The following is a 22,309-nucleotide window of genomic DNA, read 5'->3' on the forward strand; positions in this document are numbered from 1 at the left end:
ATGCCAGCTTCTCGGGTGGGCGGCGGCGGCCAGGCGCGCCGGGGCAGTGATGCGCAGCAGGTCCAGCCGGGCCTGGATCTGGTCGATCATGCGGATCATCGCCTCGCCTCTCTGTGACGCGGGTGCGGAGCCCGGCAGCGGCGAAGATCTCGGTGTATGCGTCGAGCGAGCGGGCGGGCGTCGGCGATGCGGGCGGTCAGTCCGCGCACTCGTCCGGGAGCCGGTCGGGGTCGGCGGTGACATCGGCGATATCGAGGCGTCCGCCGGGCTTCAAGACGCGGGCGAACTCGGTGGCGGCCCTGGGTTCGTCGGGAAGACGGGCCCAGCTCCCTTCTCCTGAACGGCAGATCTTCGGGGCTGCGAACCCGTTGATTCACAGCATGGGCATTTTGCTCATCTCCCAGGATTCTCCCAGGTTCCTCCCAGAGGTGGCTGAGGTGCGGCGTCCAGGCTCGCGGCATGAGATCACGTAAGCGCAGGACGTTCCTGGTGAACGCGAGCCTGGCGGTCGTGCTGGTGGCGGGTGGCGGGCTGTCGTATGCCTTCGTGGGTGACAGCGGTGCCACGGAGAGCACGGTTCGTACCGTCATGGTGGCGCGGGGCAGTGTGGAGCGCACCGTGTCGGCGTCGGGTTCGCTGGAGAGCACGCAGACCGATGAGCTGAGTTTCGGGGCGTCGGGCAAGGTGACGAAGATCGATGTCAAGGTCGGTGACACGGTGAAGGCCGGTCAGGTCCTGGCGACGATCGACGCGACGACGAGCCGCTCCCAGCTGACAGCGGCCGAGGCGCAGGCCAGTGCGGCGGAGAGCGGACTGTCCGCGGCGACGTCGAATCTGACGGCCGCGCAGGAGCGTCTCGCGCAGGCGGCCTCCGCCGTGCCGGCGGGCGAGGGGCAGGGCGGGGGGCCCGCGGAGGTGAAGGCGGGTTCGGTGGCTGCGGCGCAGGCGGATGTGGAGTCCGCGCGGGCTCAGGTCGCCAACGCGCAGGCGCAGCGTTCCTCGGCGCGGGCCGGGGTGACGGCCGCTGAGGAGGCGGTGGCGAACACGTCGCTGAAGGCGCCGCGGGCGGGCACGGTGGTGCAGGTGAACGGTGCTGTCGGGCAGTCGGTGGGGCAGAGTTCGGCCGCTTCGGGGTCGTCGTCGGCATCGGTGTCGGGTGGCAAGGGCTCGTCCACGGGTGGCGGCTCGGACCCGGCGGCGTCGGGTACGGCGGAGAGTGCGGCGATGGCCGGTGGGTTCATCGTGGTGAGCGATCTCGGGCACTTCCAGCTCGCCGCGCAGGTGAACGAGGCCGACGCGGCCCTGGTCGAGGCGGGGCAGGCGGCCGAGATCACGGTGAGCGCCGACCAGAGCCTGGTGGAGGGGAAGGTCGCGACGGTCGATCTGGTGCCGACGGACGCGGGAGGTGCGAAGCAGTACGGCGTGCGGGTGTCGATGGACACCACGCCGAAGGATCTGCGGCCCGGGCAGAGCGCGTCGGTGAAGATCTCGGTGGCGAGCGTTCACGACGTGCTCGCCGTCCCGGCCGCGGCGGTGCGCGGCACCGGGTCGACGGCGTCGGTGACGGTCGAGCGGGACGGCCGGCAGGTGCCGGTCGAGGTCGAGGTGGGCGTGCGCGGGGACGCCCAGACGGAGATCACCTCGGGGCTGAAGCAGGGTGACACCGTGGTGCTGCCGTCGGTGGCCACCGGTGGCGGTGCGGCTGAGGGCGGCGGCCGAGGTTCCGGCGGCGGTGGCGGTCGTGGCGGCGCGGGCGGAGGCCGCGGATGAGCCCGCGTCATGCGACTGGTCGGCCCGAACCGCGGGAGCCTGGCCTGCTGCCGCGTCCCGTCCTGGATGTGCGGTGGCTGACGAAGTCCTACGGCAGTGGCACCGCTCAGGTGCGGGCGCTGCGGGAGGTGTCGCTGGAGGTGGAGGCGGGCGACTTCGTCGCCATCATGGGATCGTCCGGTTCGGGGAAGTCCACGCTGATGAACATCCTCGGCTGTCTCGACGTGCCGACCGGCGGGAGGTATCTGCTGGACAGGACGGACGTGAGCCGTCTCGACGAGCGGCAGCTGTCGCTGGTGCGCAACCGGAAGATCGGGTTCGTGTTCCAGTCGTTCAATCTGATTCCCAGGACGCCGGCGCTGGCCAATGTCGAGCTGCCGATGGCGTACGCGGGCGTGGGCCGGACCGAGCGGCGGTCGAGGGCGCTGGCGGCGCTGGAGGTGGTGGGCCTGGCCGAGCGTGCCGCCCACCGGCCCAACGAACTGTCCGGCGGCCAGCAACAGCGGGTCGCGGTGGCTCGTGCCCTGGTGACCTCGCCGGCACTGATTCTGGCCGATGAGCCCACAGGCAATCTGGACAGCCGCAGCACGAACGACGTGCTGGAGGTGTTCTCGCAGCTCAACGATCTGGGTCGCACGATCGTGCTGATCACCCACGAGGACGAGGTCGCCGCCCGGGCCCGGCGGGTCATCCGTCTGGTCGACGGCGAGATCGTCCAGGACGACCGGGTGGCTCCGGCTGTGTCGGTGGCGCACGGGCACGTCCCGGCGGCGTCCGACATGGGCCGGGAGGTCGTGCGATGAACGCGTGGGAGGTCGTGCGGTACGCCGTCGGCGGGATCGCGGTGAACAAGCTGCGCTCCGCCTTGACGATGCTGGGCATCCTCATCGGGGTGGCCTCGGTCATCCTGCTGGTCGGTGTCGGCAACGGCGCCTCGAAGCAGGTACAGGACAGCCTGCAGGCCCTGGGCACCAACACGCTGACCGTCTCCCCGGCGCGCGGCGGCGGGGGTACGGCGGGGGCGAGGCCGCTGACGACGCAGGACGCCGAAGCGCTGGCGGACGCGGCCGCACTCCCCGACGTCGCCGCCGTCGCGCCGCTGGTCCAGGCGTCCGGTACGGCGACGGCCGGCGGGGCGAGCCACGAGATAGCTCAGATCGTGGGAACACATCCGCAGTGGTTCTCCATCACCAACAGCGCTGTCGCCCAAGGCCGCGCGTTCACCGAGGACGAGCTGGCTCAAGGACGCAAGGTCGTGGTCCTGGGCCGCAGCGCGGTGAGCGAGCTGTTCCCCGGAGTGGACCCGGTAGGGCGGCAGATCGTCGTCCAGGGGACGCCTCTGGAGGTGATCGGCATCCTGAAACCGAAGGGGACAGCCGGTGCGCAGGACGCCGACGACACGGCGATCGCACCGCTGACCACCGTCCAGGCCACCCTCACAGGCTACGGCGAGGTCAGCCAGATCGTGGTGCAGGCCCGGTCGGCCGACCTGCTGGGGACGGCGCAGGCCCAGGTGAGCGCCGTCCTGAACGCCCGGCACCACATCACAGATCCCTCGCAGGCGGACTACCGGATCCTGAACCAGGCGCAGCTGCTGGAGACCCGTACCGAGACCACCCGTACCTTCACCGTCCTGCTCGGCGCGGTCGCGGCGATCTCCCTGCTCGTGGGCGGGATCGGGATCACCAACATCATGCTCGTGACGGTGACCGAGCGGATTCGGGAGATCGGCATCCGCAAGGCGATCGGGGCGCCCAGGGGCGTCATCCTGAGCCAGTTCCTCGTCGAGGCCACACTGCTGAGCGTCGGCGGCGGACTGCTCGGGGTGACAGCGGCGCTGGTCGCCTCGCGGTTCACCCTGGCCGGCGTCGAACCGGTCCTGACCGCAGAACCGATCGCGCTCGCCTTCGGCGTCTCCGTCCTGATCGGTCTGGTCTTCGGCAGCCTGCCCGCGAGCCGCGCGGCCGGACTGCGCCCCATCGAGGCCCTGCGGCACGAGTAGACCGCCTGCCCTGGCAGCCGTCGCCTCGGCCGTCCCTCCCCTCTCTCTGCTTCTTCTTCTGGAGTTGATCATCATGTCCCGTCACGACCAGTCCTCCGCCCCGAAGGGGTCCCACCGCCGGAGCCAGGCCGGGCTGCCCGACGAGCTGCTGACCGCGCCACGGCACCAGGACGACCTGGACGAGCAGCTTGCGGAGGGCCGCCGCGGGCCGGGGAAGCTCACGCTCGCGCTCGGCGCGGCGATCCTGGTCGTCTGCGGCATCGCGGGCGGCATCGCGATCGAGAAGGCCATGGCTCCTGAGCAGACCGCCCGCTCGCAGGCCGGCACCCGCGCCGCAGGCACGGGCGAGACGGCGGGACAGCGCGGCAGCGGTGAGGGCGGCCGTGCGGGCAGCGGGGGCGGGGGCGCGGTGATCGGCACGGTGGAGCGGATCGAGGGCGGCACGGTGTACGTGAAAACGGGCGACGGGCAGACCGTTAAGGTGAAGACGACCGGCGACACGCGCGTGCAGGTCACCAAGGAAGGCAGCGCCGAGGATCTCGCCTCCGGCCAGACCGTGGCCGTCAGCGGAGAGCGGGCCGAGGACGGCTCCCTGTCCGCCACCGTCATCAGCCAGGGCACCTCTCCCCGGGGCTCAGGCCGCGGCGGGCCCGCCAAGAACGAAACCCAGGAAGACCCCTCGTGACGCATCCCACATCAGTCCGGCGGCCCGCCGGACCCGAAGCGCGGCTGCTCGTCATCGAGGCCGAACCCAACATCCTGGAACTGCTCGCGAGTAGCCTGCGCTTCGCCGGCTTCCACGTCACCGAGGCGGCCAGCGGCAACGAGGGTCTGCGCAGCCTCCAGGCCGCCCCGCCGGACCTGGTCATCCTCGACGTGGCCCTGCCCGACATGGACGGCTTCACCGTCATCCGCCGGCTCCGCGGCGCAGGCCACCAGGTGCCAGTGATCTTCCTCACCGCCCGGGACGCCACCGCCGACAAGATCAGCGGCCTGGCCCTGGGCGGGGACGACTACATCACCAAGCCGTTCAGCCTCGAAGAGACCGTGCAGCGCATCCGCGCCGTTCTGCGACGCACCGCCGCCCACACCGGCATCGAGATCACGGCGCTGCGCTACGACACCCTGGAACTCGATGCGGCGGCGCATCTCGTGCACCGCGACGGCCATCGCGTGGACCTGTCCGCGACCGAGTTCCGGCTCCTGCGCTACCTCATGCTCAACCAGGAACACGTCGTGTCCAAGGCCCAGATCCTCGACAACGTCTGGGAGGACGGGTTCACCGGCGACCCCTCCATCATCGAGTCCTACATCTCCTACCTGCGCAGAAAGCTCGAACCCCACGGCCCCCGCCTGATCCACACCGTCCGGGGCGTCGGATACGTCCTCCGGCTCGACCGGACGTCCTGACATGCGCCCCAGCCCTGCCCGCCCACCCGAGAAGCGGCATGCGGAGGGGATGCGCGGCGCCCTGTCGCGTATCCCCCTGCGGGTGCACCTGGTCACTGTGGTGACTGTGCTGCTCACCCTGGCGCTGGCCGGCGCAGGGTGGGCGGCCACGGAGGTCATGAGCAGCCACCTCACCGACCAGGTCGACACCAAGCTGGAACAGAACGCGAAACGGGTCGCCGCCCGCGCCGAATCCTCCGGGACTTTGCGGGCGCTGCCCGAGCCCGGCGCCGAACCCGGCCGAGGCCCCCTCGTATCGACCACGTCACTGGTCCAGATACGGGATGGCCAGGGTGCGGTCCTCGCGCAGACACCGGACCCCGGCGACGACTCCGCCCTTGTTCTTCCCTCCCTCGCGCCCGGCACGACCGACGGCGAGCCGTTCACCGTCCCTGGAACGCCTCAGCAGGGCCATGCCTGGCGGGTCATCGTGCGTGACATGGACGGAACCGGCCAGTCCGTCCTCGTGGCCGTCAGCCTCGAAGACGTCGAGGCCACGCTTGCCCGGCTGGAGAGCGCCGTCCGGCAGATCGGCCTCGCCACCGTCGGCCTGCTCACCGTCGTCGCCTACCTGATCATCCGGTTCTCCCTGCGTCCCCTGCAACGGATGGAAGCCACCGCCGAGGCCATCGCCGCCGGAGACCTCTCAGCCCGCGTGCCCGAGGCCGGACCCCGCACCGAGGTCGGCCGGCTCGGCAATGCCCTCAACGGCATGCTCGGCCAGATCGAAATAGCTTTCCAGGCACGGCAGACCTCTGAGGCCGCCGCCCGCGAAGCCGAGAGCCGCATGCGCCGCTTCGTCGCCGACGCCAGCCACGAACTGCGCACCCCCCTCACCTCCACCCGCGGCTACGCCGAGCTCTACCGTCAGGGCGCCATCCGCGACCGGGAGCACCTGGACCGGATCATGCGCCGCGTCGAGGACGAGTCCGTCCGCATGGCCGCACTCGTCGACGACCTGCTGCTCCTCGCCCGGCTCGACCGCGAACCCGAACAGGAACACACAGCCGTCGACCTGTACCCCCTCCTCATCGACGCCGTGCAGGACGCACGGGCGGTTCAGCGGGACCGCACCATCCGCCTCATCCTGCCTCACGGCCCCCGGTCGGCAGGTCGGTACGCCGGCACCACCGTCCGCGGGAACGAGGCACGCCTGCGGCAGGTCCTCGCCAACCTGCTCACCAACGCCCTCCACCACACCCCGCCCGGCACGGCCGTCGACGTCCGCCTGGAACACCAGGCCACCGACTCGGGGCACTGGGCCGTCATCGACGTGGCCGACAACGGCCCCGGCATGCAGCCCGACCAACTCTCCCGTGTCTTCGAACGCTTCTACCGCGCCGACCCCGCCAGGAGCCGCGAGAGCGGCGGCGCGGGACTCGGGCTGTCCATCGTCCAGGCGATCGTGACCCAGCACCAAGGCCATGTACACGCACGCTCCGCGCCCGGGCAGGGCACCGTCTTCCGCGTCCGCTTCCCCCTGACCTGACCAGGCGGCAAGGTTTACCCGCCTCCCAGACGCCTCCCAGCAACACCCCTGACTCCGTTCAGGGCAGGGCGATTCGATCAGTCCACCCTGACACCTGGCCTGTGGAGTTTCCGTGCGCGCCCTGGACACCTCGCCCATCATCCGCCCTGAGCGCCGAACCCTGGCGGTAGTGCGGCGCTGCCTGCCCGCACTCATGGCGGTCGCCTCACTCACGGCCTGCGCGGGTGAAGGTGAACCGGAATCCGACCGCCCGGGCCCGCCCGCCGAGTCCGGCGCCGCGGACAGCCCGAGAGCAGGCTGGCGCGCCTGCATGGCGGAACAGGGAAGCTTCGCCATCTTGATTCTGGCTGGTCAGGGACTCTGGTGTGATGGCGGGTGAGGCTGCTCGGGCTGGTGGTGGGGCAGTGTCCAGCATGTAGATCGTCGGGCAGGGCGGTTCGCCTGTTCCGGTCCGCCGCCTCGTTCTCCTCCCTACGATCCGGCGCATGATGGATCCCGAGGTGCAGGAGCGGATCGCGTTACGCCGCGCGGAGTTGGACGATCTGAAAGAACAGCTGGTCAAGCAGTTGGCCGAGGTACGGGCCGAACGCGAGGACCTGGCGGCGGTGGAGCGGGTCCTGGCCTGGATGGGCGAGCAGGTCGCCGCCGAGCGGGCCGCGACGGCGCCGGCTGTCGCGCAGGTGGGCGGGAAGGGGGTGCTGCTCTCGTCGGCGACGATCCCGCCCGCCGGCCCGTCGGCGGCGATGACGCCCTCCCAGACCTCAAGGTCACAGCAAATACGAGAAGCGCAGTGCCCCGCCCTCTTCTCGGTAGCGGCCCCGGCCGCGCTTGCCGCAGGGGTTGGGGAGCATCTGGCTGGCCACCTTGTGAGGGGTGAGGGCGTTGGTGACCACTCAGAAGTGTCCACTGTTCGGAGTAAAGCCCACCGGCCACGAACCCCCTACCTGTGCGGAGCGTCCGGAGGGGCATGGAAACAGATTGACCCGATCCACGTCAGCGAGCCCGGCCTGCTGGTCCTGGACATCACCGGCCAGGACGAGACCACCGTTCAAGCGGCGGCCGAGGAGCTGGGGCGCAGGTGGGGCACCTCCGGCACGCCGAGCATCCGGCGTGTGCCGGGAGAGCCCGGGGTGACTGCGCGGCTGTACGCCGATCTGAGGCACTCTCCCGATCCGATCACAAGTCACATCCAGCGGTCGCCAGCATCGCTTGGCCCAATCCATGAAGCGCCATCAGGGGGACAAAAGCTGTGGCTGTGGCCGTCCTGGGCCTCCGTGCTCTCTTCCCGGGATATGCCCTCAAGCAAGTCCATCAGGCACGTAGACCTGCACCCTCACCAAGACCTGGGAGCACGGCGCGGGGAGGCTTCTCACTGGTACGAGGGGTCCTCCCACGGGCCGATGCTGCGGGAGCGCACCGGTTCGATGAAGCGCGGTGGGACGCTGTGCGGATGGTCGGGGCCCCAGTTGGTGGCCGTGCCCTCCATGACGACGCGGGCGTCGGAGGTGTACCAGTCCACGAGGTCGCTGTCGGAGCGCACGATCCAGGTGCAGCCGAGTTCCGGGTCGGCGGTGAAGTCTCCGTGCCGGATGAGGGCGGGGCGCCAGAAGTACGTGCCGGGCCACATCTTGCCGTAGTTGTAGGTGAAGGCGCCCTCGAGGCAGTACGCCTCCTCGGTGCAGGGGTGGTGGGCGAGCGGCTCCTCGCGCCAGCCGGGCTTCGCCTTGATCAGCCTGCTGTAGAAGCCGGTCTTCTCGTCACGGTGCAGCATCTTGATGTAGAGGCCGGGTACGGGTGTTCCGCCGAGGTCGAAGCGCATCGGGCTGCCGTCGTGGACGTCGATCCAGGGCAGTTCCGAGGTCTGGAGCACCACCAGCGTCTGGTCGGGGCGCAGGCCCTCCCGGTCGGCGTCCGCGAGGTCGAAGCGCCAGTCGCCGGCCTCGCGGAACAGCAGGATCTCGGTTCCCGCTGTGGCCGTGACGGCGGGGGTGCGGACTCCGGCCGGAGCCGTCCAGAAGCCGTCGGGGCCGAGCACGGTCTCTCCGACGGTGACCTGCCCGCGCAGGACGTACCACTCGGTGGCGGCGTGGTGGACGCCGGCCGGCCGCGACCAGTCGGTGGTGAAGCGGACCTTCAGGGATGCCGAGCCGTCCTCCTCGTCGTAGCTGAGGTTGCGCTGTTCCGCTGTTCCTTGCACGTGTTCGAACTCCCCCGTGTGCCAGATCAGATCGCGCTCGTCCACAAGCTCCACGTGCGGTCGCATGGCGGCTCCTCCCGGGTTGGTTTCCGATGCAGAATGTAGCGATAACATGAATGCGATACAAGATGTATCGTTAACCAGGTGTCGCAGCCCGGACGCCCGAAGGGGCCCACACCCGCAACCGAGACCGTCGTCCTGACCGCAGCCCTGGAGCTGTTGCTGAGCGAGGGGGCGGAGGCCCTCTCCGCGCAGCGGCTGCACGTGGCGACGGGGGTCGCACGCTCGACGATCTACCGGCACTGGCCCACGCCCCGCGCCGTGCTGGCGGCGCTGATCGAGGTGGCTCCGCGGCGCACGTCCTCCCCCACGGGAGAGGTCCGGGCCGATCTGCACACCGAGGTGGACGCGTTGTGTGACCGGCTGCGCGACAAGCCGGTCAGCGGCTTTCTGCACGCCATCGTCGCGGCGGCGGCCGGGGACGACGAGGTGGCGATGCTTCGGCGCCGGTACGTGGAGGACCTCTTGGCGCCTTTCCGTACGGCGCTGGCCCCCGCCGGTCTCCCCGATGGCGCACGGGAGGACGCGGTCTCCGCGATCGTCTCGCCCCTGCTGCTCGACTCGCTCCTGCTGGACCGGCCGGCGGCGCGCGGGCGTGCCCACCGGATGGTCGATGCGATCCTCGAAGGGGGCGTACCCGGGCAGGCGCCTTAGGCCGGCCGGGCCCGCCCCCCGGTCGGCGCCGGGGGGCGGGCCCGGCCGGAGCCGGACGCGGTCAGGAGCCGCTGAGCGTCTGGATGGTGCCGGCCGTGCGCAGGGATTCGTACCGGCTGCCGCCGGGGCGGTGGGTGGCGGTGACCGTTCCGTTCACGTCGTCGGCGGCCCAGACGGTGGCGAACTCCTGCAGTACGGCGACGTTGGATGCCTGGGGAGCGCCGTTGGGCAGGGTGCAGAGCGTGTCGGTGCTGGCGCCCTCGGCGTCGCAGTGCGAGCCGGTGCTGAGCCGGATCCCGAGGAAGTCCCGGTGGACGTCGGTGGTCAGCTCCTTGGTGCCGGAGGCCTGGCCGTTGGCGAGGTAGGGCGGCGAGGAGATGGCGTGCATGGGCAGGTTCGTCGTGTTCAGGCCGTTGAGGGCGTTGGCCATGTTGAGTCCGGTGAAGGAGTTGACGGGGTCGAGGAGGACGAGCCCGGACAGGCGGGCGAAGGCCGCCGGGTACTGGGTGCGGAGCCGGTTGGCGACGTAGCTGACGGCCTCTCCGCCGGCGGAGTGGCCGGAGAAGACGAATTTCGCGGGCAGTTGGAGGCCTGGGCGGCCAGCCTTGGCCGCGGCGTCGGCGAAGCTGCGGCCGAGCTTGTCGCTCGGGTCGGCGGACTTGCCGAACAGGTCGGCCACGTTGTTGAGGAAGGCGGTGTTGTTGCCGAGGTTCGAGACCGTGCAGCCGAACATGTCGGAGGACGGCAGGGTGGGGGCGAAGACGACGAAGCCGGCGGCGGCGTAGCGGCGGGCGAGGTCCTCGAGGTGGTCGTTGGCCCGGCTGAAGCCGTGCTGGAGCCAGACGGTGCCCTTGGGGGCGCCGGCCGGGAAGTACCAGTCCCCGGCGCGCTTGTAGACCAGGAAGGCGCAGCGGACTTCGACGGTGTTGGAGACCTTCACCACGTCGGCGGGGGTCTGCTCCGCGGCCGTGGCGGGCGAGAGGGCGGTGAGTATCGCGGCAGCCGCCAGGGCGGTGGCGAAGAGGGTGCGCGGGAGGGAGGTTCGTCTGTGCGGGGTGGCGCGCATGGGGACTCCCAAGGGGGATGGCCGCGTGGCGTCGCGGCGGGGGGGGATGGCCGCGTGGCGTCGCGGCGTCGCCTGACCTGCCCCAAGAGGGCGGGCGTTTCCACTGTCGTAACTTTGTTTCGCCAGCGGTCCCATTGGGCCCGAGCGGGGTCACGGCGTCAAGCGGTGCGGCGCTGATTGTTTCGGCGCGCTCCGCACGGGCTCAGGGCATGCCGAAGGCCCCGGCACTGGCGACGCGGTGACGGGGTGGCAGGGCGGATCCACGCTGATCAGCCGGGTGCGTTTGCGGGCCGGAAGCCGGCCAGGACGGGGTGCACGAGCCGCCCGATCGCGGTGATGCGGGCGGCCCGGTCCCCCCGCGGGAGGACGACGGGGCCGGCGACGGCGGGGAAGAAGGGGGCGAGGGCGGTGTGGGGCAGCAGCAGGAGCAGGAGGGAGAGCAGCGCGTCGACGTCGGCGTCGGCGCGCAACTCGCCCGCGGCGACCGCCTTCTCGACGAGCGGGCGCAGCCCCGCGAGGTAGAGGTGCAGGACGGGTTCGAGGACGGCCTGGCGGACGACGGGGTCGATCTCCATGTTGGTGGCCGCGGTCACGCCCCGCTCTAGGGGGTGCGTCTCGAAGTAGGAGACCCAGGCGTCGATGGCGTCGACCAGGTACGCGGGGAAGTCCTGGGTGGCACTGTCCCCGTCGGCGCGCGGTCCACCGCCGGGGTAGCCGTCGAGCCAGGGGCTCATGGCCTCGAAGATGCGAAGGGAGGTCTGCTCGGCGACGTAGGTGAACAGGTCGAGCTTCCCGGCGAAGTACTGGAAGAGGGATCCCTTGGCGACGCCGGCCTGCCGGGCGATGACGTTGAGGCTGCCGGTGGAGTAGCCGTGGGTGCCGAACTCGTCCATCGCGGCGATCAGGATCCGCTCGCGCCGGTCAGGCGGCAGGTGCGTCCAGGTGGTGGTGGGCATGCTCGCTCCCCGACGGCGTGACCGGGCGGCCATGTGACCGCCCGGTCATGGTCGGGGGCGCACGGCTGCCCTGTCAACGCGCGGGCCGCCGGGCGTTGCCCGTTCAGCGGGCCAGGTAGCGGCCCGCGGGGGCGGCGGTGACCGTCCCGTCCCGGTAGGCGACGCGGCCGCCGACGACGGTGACCGTGGGCCAGCCGCGCAGCTCCTGGCCCTCGAAGGGGCAGTGGTCCTGCCCGGAGAGCAGCAGCTCGGCGGTGACCGTGCGCACGGCGTCCAGGTCGGCTATGACCAGGTCGGCGTCGGCGCCCACCATCAGCGAGCCCTTGCCGGTGAGGCCGTACGCGGCCGCCGGATTGGCGGAGAGAAGTTCCGCAACGCGGCGCAGCGGCAGGCCGCGCTTGTGGTGGCCTTCGGAGAGGAGGATCGGGTAGAGCAGGGCGGTGCCGCCGAAGCCGGGCAGGGCGGGCCACAGGGCGTCGCCCTTGGACTCCTCCATGCAGCAGGCGTGGTCGGAGGCGATCCAGTCCACCGTCCCGTCGAGCACGCCCTCCCACAGTGCGTCGTTGTCCGCGCGGGTGCGGATCGGCGGGTTGACCTTGGCGCCGAGGCCGCGGCCGGTGGCGTCCAAACTCTCGTGGTCCAGGCACAGGTGGTGCAGGGTCACCTCGGTCCGCAGGTCCAGGCCGGGCGAGGCGGCACGCGCGGCGCGGGCGCCGGCGAGGGCGGCTGCGCTGGAGAGGTGCAGCAGGTTGACCGGGCAGCCGGTGGCCCGGGCCAGGGTGGCCGCTTCCCCGATGGCGACCTCTTCGGTCAGCGGCGGTCGGCCGTCGTGGTAGGCGCGCAGGCTCTGGGGGTCGCCCGCGCGGCGCACCCGGTCGATGAACAGCCTCATCAGTTCGGACTGTTCGCAGTGCAGGGACAGCGAGACGCGGCCGGCGGGGCGGGCGGCTCCGGCGGCGGCGACCGCCTCCATCAGCTGGTAGAGGTGGCCGAGGTCGTATTCCTCGCCGTCCGCGGCCATGCGGAAGCCCTGGGCGTCCCGGGAGTCGGCAGCGAGGTTGAACCCCTTGTAGAACATGTAGTACTTGAAGGAGCTGACCCCGTGTTTCGCGACGAGGTCGGGTATCTCGCGCACCTGGGCGGTGTCCATCGGGGCGAGGTGGAAGCCGTAGTCGGTGTGGCTGCGGCCGTCGACCGCCGCGAGGACCTCCGGGAAGATGTCGCCGTAGGCGCCGGTCCGGTTGAGGTAGTGCTCGCCCGTACGGAAGTAGGACAGCACGCTCGTCGCGCCGCCGACCAGGGAGGACCGGGTCTCCTCCGCCGCGTCCTGCTCCAGGGAGCGGTAGATGCCGAGGTGGAAGTGGGCGTCGACCGCGCCGGGGAGGACCACCCGCCCCGCGGCGTCGATGACCTCGGCCGCCTCGGCGGCATCGATGCGGTCGGCCAGGGCCGCCACCTTGCCGTCGCGCACGGCGAGGTCCGCGGTGATCTCGCCGAGGCGGGGCTGGACGAGCGTGCCGTTCTTGATGAGCAGGTCGTAACGAGACATGACAGGCCGGGCAGCCGCCGACTCAGGCGCGGTCGCCCGTACCTCCCTTCCGCTTCCGGAGGCGCAGGGAAACACTGTTTCTCTTCTGCGTGACGGAGAGTCATGCTAGCTTTCCGAAACAGCGTTCCACAAGGAGAAACAGCGAGGCATACAGCGCGACCCCTTGCATCCGTGCATCCCGAAGGTGTTGAGCCCTGATGGAGACCCCTCTTCCGCCCACGGCCCCGCCCGCCGCCGCGGCTCCGCTGCGCGGCGTCACCGTGCTGGACTGCGCCACCCTGTTCGCGGGGCCGCTCGCCGCGACGGTCCTCGGCGACTTCGGCGCCGACGTCGTCAAGGTGGAGCACCCCACCCGCCCCGACCCGGCCCGCACCCACGGCCCGTCCAAGGACGGCGAGGGGCTGTGGTGGAAGATGCTGGGCCGCAACAAGCACACCGTCACCCTCGACCTGAGCCGTCCCGCCGGCGCCGAGCTGCTGCTCCGGCTCGCCGGGCAGGCGGACGTGCTGATCGAGAACTTCCGGCCGGGGACCCTGGAGCGCTGGGGGCTGGGCCCCGAGGAGCTGCACCGCGCCAACCCGCGGCTGGTCATCGCCCGGGTGACCGGCTTCGGCCAGTACGGCCCCTACGCCCGCAGGCCCGGCTTCGGCACCCTCGCCGAGTCCATGAGCGGCTTCGCGGCGCTGACCGGCGAGCCGGACGGCCCGCCGACGCTGCCGCCCTTCGGGCTGGCCGACGGGGTGGCCGCGCTGGTCGCCGCCTCGGCCGTACAGACCGCCCTGTACCACCGCGACATGCACGGCGGGCCGGGCCAGGTCGTCGACCTCGCGATCATCGAACCGCTGCTGACCCTGCTGGGCCCGCAGCCCACCGCCTACGACCAGCTCGGGACCGTGCCGCCGCGCACGGGCAACCGGTCGGTGAACAACGCGCCGCGCAACATCTACCCCACACGGGACGGAGCCTGGGTGGCCGTCAGCACCTCGGCGCAGTCCGTGGCCGAGCGGGTCATGAAGCTGGTCGGGCACCCGGAGGTGACCGCCGAGCCCTGGTTCGCCGGGGGCGCAGGCCGCGCCGCGCACGCGGACCTGCTCGACGCCCACGTCGGGTCGTGGATCGCGGCCCGCGACCGGGACGAGGTGATCGCCGCCTTCGAGGAGGCAGAAGCCGCCGTCTCCCCGGTGTACGGAATCGCGGACATCTTCCAGGACCCGCAGTACCGGGCTCTGGACTCGCTGACGACGGTGGAGGATCCGGTGCTGGGACCGCTCCGGATGCAGAACGTCCTGTTCCGGCTGTCGGCCACGCCCGGAGCCATCCGCTGGACCGGACGTGCGCACGGCCACGACACGCGCGCCGTCCTCTCCGAGCGGCTCGGCCTGTCGCGGCGCGAGCTGGACGGACTCGCCGCGGACCGCACCATCTGACCCGTCCGACCACACCATCCCCTCCGGCCGCGTGGCCGCCTTCCTCCTGGAGGTTCCATGAACAGCGTCCACGGGTACCGCGGCGGCCCGGTGCCTCTGGCCGGCGCTCGGGTGCTCGACCTCGCCCAGCCGATGCGCCGCGGCATGCCGCAGTCGCCCAACCACCCGCCCTTCCGGATGCTGCTGGAGCGCCGCCACGGCGACCACGTACGCGCCGACGGCGGATCCGCGGCCAACGAACTCATCGTCACCGGGGGCCACGTCGGAACGCACGTCGACGCCCTCGCCCACGTCTCGCAGGCCGGGCTGCTGCACGGGGACGTCCCGGCCGGCTCGGTCCAGAGCCACGAGGGCTTTTCCCGGCACGGCATCGAGGAGTTCCCCCCGTACGTGGGCCGGGCGGTCCTGCTGGACGTCGCGGCCGCGCACGGCGTCTGGGTCCTGCCCGCCGGGTACGAGATCACCGTCGCCGACCTGGAGAAGGCTCGGGACGCGGCCGGCGTGGACGTCGGGCCGGGCGAGGCGCTGCTGCTGGGGACGGGGTGGTCCCGGCACTGGGCGGACCCGGGGGTCTTCACCGGCCAGGAGGGCGGGGCACCTGGCCCCGGGCCCGCCGCCGGGGCCTGGATCGCAGAGCGGGGGGTGCGGGTGACCGGCGGCGAGACTATCGCCTATGAGCACATCCCGGCGGGGCGCGGACACGCCGAACTGCCCGTGCACCGACAGCTGCTGGTGGAGGCGGGCATCCACATCGTCGAGACGATGCGGCTCACCGGGCTCGCCGAGGCCGCCGCGCGCCGGCGGCGGGCCGACTTCCTGCTGGTGCTGGCGCCGCTGCCGGTGGTCGGCGCCACCGGCTCCCCCGTACGCCCACTCGCCGTCCTGTTCGACCACGACGCGCAGGGCCGGGCATGAGCGGGGACGGCGAGGGGTACGCGGCGCGGCTGGCGGCCTTCGCGGCGGCCTGCCGGGCCGACGGGATCCCGCGGGAGATCGCGGCGGACGCGGCCGCGCGGACGCTGGACTGCCTCGGCAACAGCCTGGGGGCGCTCGGGCCCCACACTGGGGAGGCCGCGGGCGCCTCACCCCAGTCGGTGGCGCTGGCCCTGGCGCGCGCCTCCGGCGGGGCCGGGGAGGCCACCGCCCTGGGCAGCGGGGTGCGGCTGCCGGCCGACCGAGCCGCCCTCGTCAACGGCACCCTGGCGCACGCCCTCGACTTCGACGACACCCACCTGCCGTCCGTCCTGCACCCCACGGCCGCCGTGCTGCCCGCGGCGCTCGCCGCCGCCGAGGCCACCGGGGCCGACGGGGCCGCGCTCCTGGCCGCGCTCGCGGCGGGCGGTGAGGTGTGCTGCCGCCTCGGGATGGCCTCGTACGACCCGCAGCTGCGCAACTCGGTGTTCTTCGAGAAGGGCCTGCACGCCACGTCGATCTGCGGGACCGTCGGCGCAGCCGTCGCCGCGGGCCTGCTGTACGGGCTGAGCCCGGCCGAGCTGGCGCACGCCATCGGCATCGCCTGCTCGATGGGCGCCGGGGTGATCGAGGCGAACCGGACAGGCGGCAGCGTCAAACGGCTGCACTGCGGGTGGGCCGCCCACTCCGGGGTGTGCGCCGCCCAGTTCGCGGCGGGCGGGGTCACCGGGCCGCCCACCGCGCTCGAAGGGCGCTTCGGCTTCCTGACGGCGTTCCTGGACGAGCGGTGGACGGCGGGGCCGCTGCTGGCCGGCCTGGAGGAGATGGGCGCGGCCGGGAACTGGCAGTACGCGCGGACCGTGTTCAAGCCGTACCCGTCCAACCACTTCACCCACCCCGGGATCGACTGCGCGCTGGCCCTGCGCCGGGCGGGGCTGCGGGCCGAGGACGTGCTGAGCGCGCAGCTCGGGGTGGCCGCCGCGCCCCGGCGCACGATCGGCGAGCCGCACGCCGACAAGGTGCGCCCCCGTACGCCGTACCACGCCAAGTTCTCCGGCCCGTACACCGTCGCTGCGGCGCTGATGTCGGAGGCGGGTGACACAGCCGGGCCGGGGCTGGGGCACGCGGACTTCTCGCCGGCGGCGTTCACCGAGCCGCGCCGGCTCGCGCTGGCGCAGCGGGTGGAGGTGGTGGCCGACGAGCAGTGCGACGCGGAGTTCCCGCACGCATTCAGCGCGGTGCTGCGGGTCCGCACGCGCGGCGGGCAGGTGCTGCGGGAGCGGGTGGCCGGGTCGCTGGGCGGGCCCGGTACGCCGCTGTCGCGGGAGCAGTTGGCGGGGAAGTTCCGGCTGAACGCGGAGCCCGTACTGGGCGCGCTCCGTACGGCCGGTCTGATCGAGGCGGTACGGGCGCTGCGGGCGGCGCCGCGCGGGGCGGTCGGGGCGCTGCTGGCGCTGACGCGGATCGGGTGACGGGTCTGGTGGCTTCGGGGGCCCGGCCGGTCAGCGGCGGGTGGAGAGCACCCGGCGGGCGGCGCGTACGACGGCCTCGTCCACCATGCGGCCGTCGGGGCCGGTGATGACGCCGGAGCCGTCCCTCGTGGCCTCGGCGAAGCGGTCCAGCAGCGCCTGGGCGGCGGCGACCTCCTCCGGGCCGGGGGTGAAGACGGCGTTCACCGTGGCGAGTTGGCGGGGGTGGACGCAGGCCCGCGAGCGGTAGCCGAGCCCGCGCAGGGCACGGGTGCCGCGGGCGAGCGCGTCGAGGTCGGTGAAGTCGGTGCTGACCGGGCCGACCGGCGCCAGCAGCCCGGCGGCGGCGGAGGCGAGGAGGACGTGGGTACGAATGGCGGCGAGGGCCGCGCCGCCCGGCCCGTCGAGTGCCTCCGGTGCCGCGATGCCCAACTCGGCGCACAGGTCGGCCTCGCCGAGGTGCAGATGCCGTACACGCGATGCCTGCGCGATCGGCCGTACGTCGAGCACGGCCGAGGCGGTCTCCAGCAGCGGCGCGAGGGCGACGGCGCCGGGGGCGAGCCCGAGGCGTTCCTCGGCAGCGGTCAGGACGGCGTCCTGGGCGGCGATGCCGTCGACGCCGGAGCATTTGGCGAGGCAGAAGCCGGTGACCGCGGGCCCGGCGAGCAGGGCGCTCTCCGCGCACCCCCGCTCCCCCGGGTTGACGCGGATCCAGATCTCCGGCGTTCGCCCGGGTGCGGCCGCCCCGGCTGCGGCCGCCTCGACCAGCCAGGCGCGTACGAGCGACCGGGCCCGGTCCTTGCCCGAGGCGGGGACGGCGTCCTCGAGGTCGACGATCAGGGCGTCGGCGCCCCGGGCGGTCGCCTTGGCGAGCATCTCGGGGCGGTCGCCCGGGACGTAGAGGTAGGAGCGGGGCACGGGGGCGGTCCGGTCGGCGGTCATAGCGCGGCACTCCGATTCGTGGTGGACACAGCTTCTTGCTGGACACGGCTTCGCGGTGGCACGGCTTCGCGGTGGACACGGCGCTGGGTGCGGGGACCGTACGCGGAGGCTACGCGCGTGTCGGGGAGGAGTGTTGGGCGGCCGCCCCACCCTAGGAGCGCGGACCGCGCCGGTCAATGGGTGCGTTTCGCTGGGGCATCCACCGTTTCACGCCGGATGCACGTCTCGGAAACGCAGCTTTTACCCGGGCGGGTGTCCGGACCCTTGACACCTCGAGCGCACGGCAGGCTGTATGGGGGACTAAGAGAAACAAAGTTCCGTATAGGGAAACTCATGGCTCCCTTCGAGAGGAACCCACGCTCATGCACCCACGACCCACCAGATCCGCCCGGACCAGGGGTAGTGCCTCGCTCGCCGCCCTGGTGGTGGCAGCGGCCGGCTCGCTGGTCCTCGCCGGATCGCCCGCCCACGCCGGCAGCGGCTCCGTGACCTACGACTGCGTCTTCAGCTCCTCCCACTCGGTCTTCACCACCACCGCCACCCTCACCGCCCCCGCCACCGCGGCCGCCGGCGAGAGCGTGGACGTCAAGCTCAGCCTCGCCAGCAAGGGCCCCGCCAACGGCCCCGTCGCGCTGCCCGCGGCCAGCGTCGTCCCCTCGGCGAAGATCCTCGTCTCCGGACAGGCGCCGCTCACGCTCACCGCTCCGGCCTCGAACCCGCCCGTCCCCGCCAAGGGCGAGATCCCTATCCCCGACCTGACCGGCAGGCTCACCGTGGCGCAGCCCGGCACGGTGACGCTGACTCCGGACCAGCTGACCCTGGACATCCCGAATTACGGACTGTCCCTCAGCTGCACCCTCCAGGGCGCGGCCCCGGCCCTGCACACCATGACCGTCACCCCGGCGGCCGGCAGCACCACCGCGGCCGTCACCGGCATCTCGGGCCGCCCGGCCTCGAACACCACCGGGGCCCGCCCGGGCGACGTCCTGACCCTGGCCGGAACGGGCTGGCAGGCCGGCGCCCCGATCGGCGCGGTCGAGCTGTGTTCCCTGGCCGGCACGGGCTGTTCCGGCTCCGACCTCACACCCGACCTGCGCGTCGGCGCCGACGGGAAGCTGGCCGGTACGGTGACGGTCGGCGCGGGCGCCGCCCCCGGGCCGCACCGCCTGAAGATCACCCAGGGGTCGGCCTCCGTCTCCCTGGTCCTCGGGGTCCTGGGCGCCCGTACGCTCCAGGTCACGCCCGGGGGCGGCGGGCCGGGTACGAGCGCCACCGTCAGCGGCGCCAGTTTCGACCCCGGCGACGAGGTCAGCGTCACCACCCTCGACAAGGACGGCAACCCGGTCGGCGGAGCGGGCCTCACCGCGCCCGTCGACGCCCGGGGCAACTTCTCCGCGACGCTCGTCCCGGCCGTGGGGACCGTGAGGATCGTGGCGAGGGAGAAGGACGGCGGGGACACCGCCGAGACCCCGTGGTCGGGCAGCGCCAACGGCGGCGGCTCCGACCAGACGCTGAAGGTGCTCGTCAGCGGCGGCGCGCTCACCATGTCGGCCGAGCCGGGCGAAGTGGTCCTCTCCCCCGTCACCGTGGACGGCACCGCGCACGACTCCACCGGCAGCCTGCGCGCCCTGGAGGTCAAGGACTTCCGCGGCACCACTGAGGGCTGGTCGCTGGTCGGCACGGTCACCGACTTCCGGAACGCCGCCGGAGCCGCGATCCCCGCGAACCGGCTGTCCTGGACCCCGCGGTGCGCGGTCCACCCGGGGTCGGCCGCGGCCTCCGCCGTCGTCCCCGGCAGTTCCGGGCCGCTCAGCCAGACCACCGCGGCCGCGCTGTGCACCCAGGCCGCGAGTGCCGACCCGGCCTCCGTCACGGGCGGCCACTTCGACGCGGGCGCGGCGCTGAACCTGCGCGTCCCGGAGATCGTCCAGGGCGGCGAGTACGCGGCCGTCCTGCGGCTGACCCTGTCCTGACCCCTCCTCACGGCAGCGTGCCGGCGGCGAGCCCCTGGGCCCGCCGCCGGGCACCGGCAAGAGCGGAACCATGACACCTGTGCGCAGTGACCGCCCGCCCGGGCGGGCTCCCGGAACAGCCCGCGCCGTAGCGGCCGCGCTGCTCGCCGTCCTGATGACCGCCCTGCTCGCCGGGGCACCGCCGGCGGCCGGGGCCGCCCGGACCGGCACCGACGGCGTCGGTTCCTGGTCGGTGAGGCCGGCCGGGACCGCCGACCGGGCCGCCTTCGTCATGGACTCCGCGCCCGGCGCGGTCGTCAAGGACGCGGTCCGGGTCAGCAACCTGTCCGACGCGCCGCTCTCCTTCCAGGTCTACGGCTCGGACGCCTACAACACCCCGCGCGACGGCGCGCTCGCCTACCGGCAGGCCGGCGAGGCGCAGACCGGGCTGGGCGGCTGGCTCTCCCTGGCCACGAACGCCCTGGTCATCCCGCCGGGCCGGGCCGCCGACATCCCCTTCACGCTGAACGTGCCCGCCGACGCCACCCCCGGCAGCCACGTCGGCGGGATCGTCGCCCTCAACAACGCCGTCGAGCAGGCGGGCGAAGCCGCCGGGGTCGACGTGGGTGTCCAACGGGCCATCGCGGTCCGGATCCAGCTCACCGTGGAGGGGCCGGTGACCCCGGGGCTCGCCGTCCGCTCGGTGCGCGTGCACCACCGCCCGGGGGGTGCGCCCTTCGCCGGCGCCCGCGTGACCCTCACGTACACGGTGGTCAACACCGGCAACGCCGCCCTGCGGCCCACCGTCTCGCCGCGCGTCAGCGGGTTGTTCGGGCTGCGGCACAGCGCCTTCGCCGACCGCACGCTCCCCCTGCTGCTCCCTGGGCAGAGCGCCGACATCAGCGCCGACTGGCCGGACGCCCCCGGCGTGGACCACCTCACCGCGTCCGTGCGCGTCACCGCGCCCGGCCTGCCCGCGACCACCGCGCAGATCAGCCGGGTCGCCGTGTCCTGGCCCACGCTGGGAGTCGGGGCCGCGCTGCTCGCTGTCCTCGCGGTCGCGCTGGGCCGGCTCCGCCGGAACCGGTCCGGTGCTAACTACCGTGTGGGGAGCGCATCATGACGCTCCGCCAGGCTTTCGCCGCCCTGCTGCTGTCGGCCGCGGCGGCGCTGTCCCTCACGGCCGGTGCCGGCCCGGCTGTCGCCTCGGCCGGGCCGGACGTCACCGTGGACGACGCCCGGGCCACCCCCGGCCGGCCGGTCAAGGCCGTTGGCGCGGGCTGGCAGCCGGGCACGACCGTCCAGGTCGAGATCTGCGGGGGCGGGGCGCTGCGCGGCAGCGCCGACTGCGACACGCTGCGCGCCGCGGTCGCCCTGGTCGCCGTGGACGGCACCTTCCGCCTGACGCTCATCGCGGGTACGCCGCCAGCCGCCTGTCCCTGCGTCCTGCGGGCAGTGGCCGTGCAGGGCGGGGCCAGGGCCCAGACCCCCCTCGCCGTCGCCGGGGCGGCCGACGCACCGGCGGCTCCTGCCCCCGCACCGGCCGTACGGGTCGACGTGGTCGCGGCAAGCCTGTCCGGCGGGCCGCGGTTCGCCGAGCTGTTCGGCGCCCCCGCGCACCGGACCCTGACGGTGACCCTGCGCAACCCGGGGGACCGGCCGCTGGGGCGGGCGCCGCTGCTCGTGACGTGGGGGCCGGGGGCAAGCGCCGACCTTCCGGTGGGCGAGCCGGAGACGGCGGAGCTGCCCGCGCGGGCGGAGCGGACGTACCGGATCCCCGTACGGCTGCCGGCGGCGGCGTTCGGCCGCTACTCGGTGGGCGGGAGGTACGCGTCGGCCGAGTTCGCCGTCACCACCGACCTTTACCCGTGGGGGCTGTTGGGGGTCGCCTTCCTCTCGGTCCTCCTGACCGTCTTCACGGTCTCGGTGGCCGCGCGCCGGGGCACCGAGCGGCGCCGTGAGCGGTGGGCGGGGCGGGCGCCGGCGACCGTGGCGGAACTGCCCGCCTTCGTCGCGGCGGACCGGCTGGCCGGCGTCCTGTCCGCCGGGGCGGCGGACCGGGCTCGGCCCGAACTGGTCAGTACCCGTGCGGTGGTCCGGGCGCTGGCGGGCGAGGCGGCGCTCGTGGACGCGGTCGGACTGCGCGCACTGGCCGACGCCCTGCGGACGGCACCTCTGGAGAAGGAGCGGTGATGGCCTCCCTCGGCCCCGTTCTGATTCGTCAACGCTCGGACCTTGGCGCGGGCGCGGCCGTCGGGCTGGCCGGCGGGGTGTACCTCACCTCGGCCCCGCTGCTGGGCGGGCCCGTCGGGATGCCCGGGGAGGCCGTCCGCTACCTGCTGCTGACGGGCCTGCTGCTCGCCGGGGCCGTCGGAGCGGTACTGCGGTGGCGGTGGCAGTGGCGGCGGAGCCGGG

At 73.1% G+C, this 22,309-nt stretch carries 18 protein-coding genes and 1 pseudogene; 14 read left to right on the forward strand and 5 right to left on the reverse strand.

Annotated features, from left to right (window positions below; genetic code table 11):
• The first annotated feature begins 459 nt into the window (after positions 1–459).
• From ACGFYY_RS05520 to ACGFYY_RS05550, 7 genes and pseudogenes are all read left to right on the forward strand, one after another.
• Positions 460–1,770: an efflux RND transporter periplasmic adaptor subunit gene (locus ACGFYY_RS05520; RefSeq protein WP_393707225.1), complete on the forward strand. Its 1,311-nt coding sequence runs from the start codon at positions 460–462 to the stop codon at positions 1,768–1,770.
• A gap of 68 nt (positions 1,771–1,838) precedes the next feature.
• Positions 1,839–2,573, forward strand: coding sequence for an ABC transporter ATP-binding protein (locus ACGFYY_RS05525; protein WP_393707226.1), 735 nt, complete (start codon positions 1,839–1,841; stop codon positions 2,571–2,573).
• Complete coding sequence (locus tag ACGFYY_RS05530) at positions 2,570–3,772, forward strand: ABC transporter permease (RefSeq protein ID WP_393707227.1); 1,203 nt, start codon at positions 2,570–2,572, stop codon at positions 3,770–3,772. The genes ACGFYY_RS05525 and ACGFYY_RS05530 overlap by 4 nt, the downstream gene beginning before the upstream one ends.
• Positions 3,773–3,845: 73 nt before the next feature.
• On the forward strand, positions 3,846–4,457 hold the full coding sequence (locus tag ACGFYY_RS05535) for a DUF5666 domain-containing protein (protein WP_393707228.1): 612 nt from the start codon (positions 3,846–3,848) through the stop codon (positions 4,455–4,457).
• Positions 4,454–5,182, forward strand: a complete 729-nt coding sequence (locus tag ACGFYY_RS05540; protein WP_393707229.1) for a response regulator transcription factor — start codon at positions 4,454–4,456, stop codon at positions 5,180–5,182. The genes ACGFYY_RS05535 and ACGFYY_RS05540 overlap by 4 nt, the downstream gene beginning before the upstream one ends.
• A gap of 82 nt (positions 5,183–5,264) precedes the next feature.
• Positions 5,265–6,710: a sensor histidine kinase gene (locus tag ACGFYY_RS05545; RefSeq protein WP_393707230.1), complete on the forward strand. Its 1,446-nt coding sequence runs from the start codon at positions 5,265–5,267 to the stop codon at positions 6,708–6,710.
• Between the two features lie 743 nt (positions 6,711–7,453).
• A pseudogene (locus tag ACGFYY_RS05550) lies at positions 7,454–7,864 on the forward strand (DUF6207 family protein); the annotation flags it as partial.
• 215 nt (positions 7,865–8,079) lie between these two features.
• On the opposite strand, the gene ACGFYY_RS05555 reads toward ACGFYY_RS05550, so the two are convergent.
• Positions 8,080–8,973: a DUF4437 domain-containing protein gene (locus ACGFYY_RS05555; RefSeq protein WP_393707231.1), complete on the reverse strand. Its 894-nt coding sequence runs from the start codon at positions 8,971–8,973 to the stop codon at positions 8,080–8,082.
• A gap of 78 nt (positions 8,974–9,051) precedes the next feature.
• Between ACGFYY_RS05555 and ACGFYY_RS05560 the strand changes: the two genes are divergently transcribed.
• On the forward strand, positions 9,052–9,621 hold the full coding sequence (locus ACGFYY_RS05560) for a TetR/AcrR family transcriptional regulator (protein ID WP_393707232.1): 570 nt from the start codon (positions 9,052–9,054) through the stop codon (positions 9,619–9,621).
• Between the two features lie 61 nt (positions 9,622–9,682).
• On the opposite strand, the gene ACGFYY_RS05565 is transcribed toward ACGFYY_RS05560, so the two are convergent.
• From ACGFYY_RS05565 to ACGFYY_RS05575, 3 genes are all read right to left on the reverse strand, one after another.
• Positions 9,683–10,687: an alpha/beta hydrolase gene (locus ACGFYY_RS05565; RefSeq protein WP_393707233.1), complete on the reverse strand. Its 1,005-nt coding sequence runs from the start codon at positions 10,685–10,687 to the stop codon at positions 9,683–9,685.
• A gap of 269 nt (positions 10,688–10,956) precedes the next feature.
• Positions 10,957–11,643 carry a TetR/AcrR family transcriptional regulator gene (locus ACGFYY_RS05570; RefSeq protein ID WP_393707234.1) on the reverse strand — a complete coding sequence of 229 codons (687 nt, stop codon included), beginning with the start codon at positions 11,641–11,643 and terminating at the stop codon, positions 10,957–10,959.
• A gap of 103 nt (positions 11,644–11,746) precedes the next feature.
• Positions 11,747–13,192: a dihydroorotase family protein gene (locus ACGFYY_RS05575; RefSeq protein ID WP_393707235.1), complete on the reverse strand. Its 1,446-nt coding sequence runs from the start codon at positions 13,190–13,192 to the stop codon at positions 11,747–11,749.
• A gap of 197 nt (positions 13,193–13,389) precedes the next feature.
• On the opposite strand from ACGFYY_RS05575, the gene ACGFYY_RS05580 reads away from it, so the two are divergent.
• From ACGFYY_RS05580 to ACGFYY_RS05590, 3 genes are read left to right on the forward strand one after another with little or no spacing between them, the layout of a single operon-like run.
• Positions 13,390–14,619 (forward strand): CaiB/BaiF CoA transferase family protein, encoded by a 1,230-nt coding sequence (locus ACGFYY_RS05580; RefSeq protein ID WP_393707236.1) that lies wholly within the window; start codon positions 13,390–13,392, stop codon positions 14,617–14,619.
• Positions 14,620–14,676: 57 nt separating this feature from the next.
• Positions 14,677–15,534, forward strand: a complete 858-nt coding sequence (locus ACGFYY_RS05585) for a cyclase family protein (RefSeq protein WP_393707237.1) — start codon at positions 14,677–14,679, stop codon at positions 15,532–15,534.
• The gene (locus tag ACGFYY_RS05590; protein ID WP_393707238.1) at positions 15,531–17,003 is read left to right on the forward strand and encodes an MmgE/PrpD family protein; all 1,473 of its coding nucleotides are present in this window, start codon (positions 15,531–15,533) and stop codon (positions 17,001–17,003) included. Before ACGFYY_RS05585 ends, ACGFYY_RS05590 begins: the two co-directional genes overlap by 4 nt.
• Before the next feature lie 30 nt (positions 17,004–17,033).
• Here ACGFYY_RS05590 and ACGFYY_RS05595 read toward each other — a convergent pair whose 3' ends face one another.
• Positions 17,034–17,942, reverse strand: coding sequence for an HpcH/HpaI aldolase/citrate lyase family protein (locus ACGFYY_RS05595; protein WP_393707239.1), 909 nt, complete (start codon positions 17,940–17,942; stop codon positions 17,034–17,036).
• A gap of 362 nt (positions 17,943–18,304) precedes the next feature.
• On the opposite strand from ACGFYY_RS05595, the gene ACGFYY_RS05600 reads away from it, so the two are divergent.
• The 3 genes from ACGFYY_RS05600 (at position 18,305) to ACGFYY_RS05610 (ending at position 22,087) form a co-directional block, all read left to right on the forward strand.
• Positions 18,305–19,915, forward strand: coding sequence for a hypothetical protein (locus ACGFYY_RS05600; protein WP_393707240.1), 1,611 nt, complete (start codon positions 18,305–18,307; stop codon positions 19,913–19,915).
• A 79-nt stretch (positions 19,916–19,994) separates the two neighbouring features.
• Positions 19,995–21,017 (forward strand): WxL protein peptidoglycan domain-containing protein, encoded by a 1,023-nt coding sequence (locus ACGFYY_RS05605; protein ID WP_393707241.1) that lies wholly within the window; start codon positions 19,995–19,997, stop codon positions 21,015–21,017.
• On the forward strand, positions 21,014–22,087 hold the full coding sequence (locus ACGFYY_RS05610) for a hypothetical protein (RefSeq protein WP_393707242.1): 1,074 nt from the start codon (positions 21,014–21,016) through the stop codon (positions 22,085–22,087). Before ACGFYY_RS05605 ends, ACGFYY_RS05610 begins: the two co-directional genes overlap by 4 nt.
• The last annotated feature ends 222 nt before the right edge of the window (positions 22,088–22,309 follow it).

Source organism: Streptomyces sp. NPDC048331, from assembly GCF_043201215.1.
Lineage (GTDB): Bacteria > Actinomycetota > Actinomycetes > Streptomycetales > Streptomycetaceae > Streptomyces.